The organism is Streptococcus infantis (assembly GCF_047464415.1).
Classification (GTDB): Bacteria; Bacillota; Bacilli; order Lactobacillales; family Streptococcaceae; genus Streptococcus; species Streptococcus infantis_AE.
Genome location: NZ_JASHBX010000038.1, coordinates 1 through 2,886 on the forward strand (window position 1 = coordinate 1; position 2,886 = coordinate 2,886).

Below are 2,886 nucleotides of genomic sequence, written 5' to 3' on the forward strand. Positions count from 1 at the left end.
TTATACGATCGCTTTCGTCCGATGTCATACAATTTTTGGAACGTATCGAGAGTATTTAGCCCATTCTGATACAAGTTCGGGACGAAGAACATACTTGGTTGCGTGCTATGTCCAGATAGGAAATACCATCCTCTGTACTTCCCTGGGTTATTAGTAACCCTATCAGCATACCCAGATGAAAAAATCTGAGTAACCATTTCTGAGGTAGACTTACCGAGCAATAAACGCAAACAAGCATTACTGCGGATCCCAGCAGGAGCAGAATTAACATCAGCTACCTGCAGGAGATCAATAAGGATATACAAAGAACTACGGCCAACCATTGCGATATTCTTCAAGTAAGCGTGTAATTTGGTTTTATCCTTACCTAACGCCTCAGATAAGGCCCCTAATTCCTCACAGAAGATAAATACCGGTCTAGCATTCAGATCTTTACCATTCAAGCCTACAACGCCTCTAGAAGCGATCTCTGACCCTATACGCTCATTCCTGATATTCATATCCTGTACTAGTCGATCAAGCAGATCAAGAATGTCATCAGGTGTAGACGCTACATTTTGGGACCCTAAAATCTTTTTAAAACCGCTCAACTCTTGTTTGTAGTCAAGAATATAAACATCAGCTCCAGCGCCTAGTGCTTGGGCAAGCAAGGCTAATGCCGTAGTTGTTTTATACGATCCTGTAAGCCCCGAAATAATCGCATGTGGCTGCGATGGATAATCCCAGTAAAGTGGCTCATTACCAGCCATCAGTTGCAACCTATAAGGGTCTTCTGGAACCAGATCTTCAATCGATCGAGGAACGTATGACAAATCAGTAGTTACATCAGCTAACTCAAAGCGATAGTACAAACCATCAGCGGTTTGTATCGGTTCAGACACCGCATAACCAGCATATTTACCGGTCCTCAAAGAAGAGTTTACCGCTTCCGCTACTTTTGCGACATCTGATACTGATGGCAACTTCTCTACCTGCAGTACCGTGCGATTATCCTCTACGAGGAAATCGCACGCTGGGACATCTACAACTGATTCGCCTACAATCTTCCGCACAAGTCCAGCGGATAACAAACCTTTTTCTACGTCCTTAATCGCACGTCTATGCGTCATATATCCGCTATAACCGCCAAAGGTTTTCAGATCTTTAGCAAACCTTACAACCCTAACAGTCAATACAAGCAAGACCACAAGAAAAGCTACCAGTAAAAACCAAAAGCTAAAGACTGACAACCAATCCAGAACCACACCTAAGCGATCTAAAGCAACCGTAAGCATTCGGACCAGCCAAGCAAAGACTAACACAAGAAAAGCAACACCATTCAGGAATAAGGGCCTTTGATACAGCACCCACTCCATCCTGCCTCGATAATTACGCTTAAAAGTTTTAGCCATTAGTACGCTCCACTTCTCGGAAAGCAGATACTACTTTAATCGATTTAGGGTTACGCAACCAATAAATAGATACCCCAAAATGATTATCCGGACGCTCACTACTAGCTTCAGCTTCTACATAGTAAACAGCATTTTCTTCCAAAGTTAGTTTCTTGTTATGCTTAATGCTGACCACTCCACCTTTCGGGTCCCGTTTAGACGGCAACAAAGCAAACTGATGCGTATATTGCCCATCCGTACTCTCTCGCACTTCTGCACCAAGGTAAACCACTACCGCTTTAACAACAACAGCTTCTTTTTCAAAGCTATTCAACAGATCTTTAGCTTTCGCCATATTTCTACACACCGTACAATTACAACGCTTTTTTGTGCCGGTGTCCTCAATTATCCATATAGAACACAAAAAAGTCGCAATCAACAGAGACCCTCTAAAGAGGGGCCACGTCAATTGCGACTATCTATTTTTCCAAAGTTAAACAAATCCTCTAAATCATAGAGAATAGCATAAAATGCTTGAATTCCTACCACAAATGCGATAGAATATTAAGGTAAATAAGAAAAATATTGATAGCCATTGGCGTGGCTGTTTCGGAAATTGGACTGTTTGGCGACAGTCCTTTTTACATTCCTAACATACTGTTATTATACACTAATCCAAAAATGCTCGCAACATTTTGGACATCGAACCCACCCTCCCTCCTCCGCCTATAATCAGGCTTTCGCTTCGATAGATCTTACAACTTTTAGTTGCTCCACTTCCTTTTCTAAAAGTTCCATTTTAGCTAATTCTCGCTCCCGTTTACGTTCAATATCCCGATATCTACGAGACGAAACATAATTTTTGATATACAGAGTATTATTAGCTAGATAGTCATCCCATGTCTCATTATGCTCTAAGCAATATTCCACCAAATCAGCAAACTCCAGAACATCATTATCAATAATGAAATGCATAATCTCTTTACGAGTTTCCCGATCCTCTCCAATTGTAGATTTAAAATAAGGTTCAATATCATACTGACCTATAATCTTAATATCAGATCGGTTATACTGATACTTTTCTGGGTTATCAATATGCGTAAAATATCGCACTAACCCTTTAGGATTTGAGCATTTTTGAGGTCTGGCAATACCTTTAAGTTTCCTACCCCATTCGGCAAGCATACTCATTCTAATCCAAGACGACCCCGCACTAACCAAAATATGGTAATGCGGTTTTTTCTTCGTTCCATCAGGATTTACATCTTTATCGTGGTAAGGGGAAATGACCATGTCATACATATCTTGTTGCATAATCTCAAGCCAATCCTCAGGCATATCATCAGGATACACAACCAGAGTATAATTCTTCGCCCTATCAGTATTCGGATAGGTCTCATAAGCCCAAGCTGGCTCTAGGTTTTCCTCTACACCTATCAATTCTTCAACCATTCAATTTCTCCATTTTCCGTTCTCAGTTCTCAGTTCTCCCTTGGGGGTGTCGTAGTCCCCCAAG

Annotated in this window: 3 protein-coding genes; all 3 read right to left on the reverse strand. The window is 41.3% G+C overall.

What is annotated here, in order from left to right:
• On the reverse strand, positions 1–1,391 hold a 1,391-nt coding region (locus QM460_RS10280; RefSeq protein ID WP_414290043.1), incomplete at its 3' end, for an FtsK/SpoIIIE domain-containing protein.
• Positions 1,384–1,704: a hypothetical protein gene (locus QM460_RS10285; RefSeq protein ID WP_414258731.1), complete on the reverse strand. Its 321-nt coding sequence runs from the start codon at positions 1,702–1,704 to the stop codon at positions 1,384–1,386. The genes QM460_RS10285 and QM460_RS10280, both read right to left, overlap by 8 nt.
• Before the next feature lie 398 nt (positions 1,705–2,102).
• A complete protein-coding gene (locus QM460_RS10290) occupies positions 2,103–2,822 on the reverse strand; it encodes a replication protein (RefSeq protein ID WP_414276814.1) in 720 nt (239 codons plus the stop codon).
• Positions 2,823–2,886: the final 64 nt, after the last annotated feature.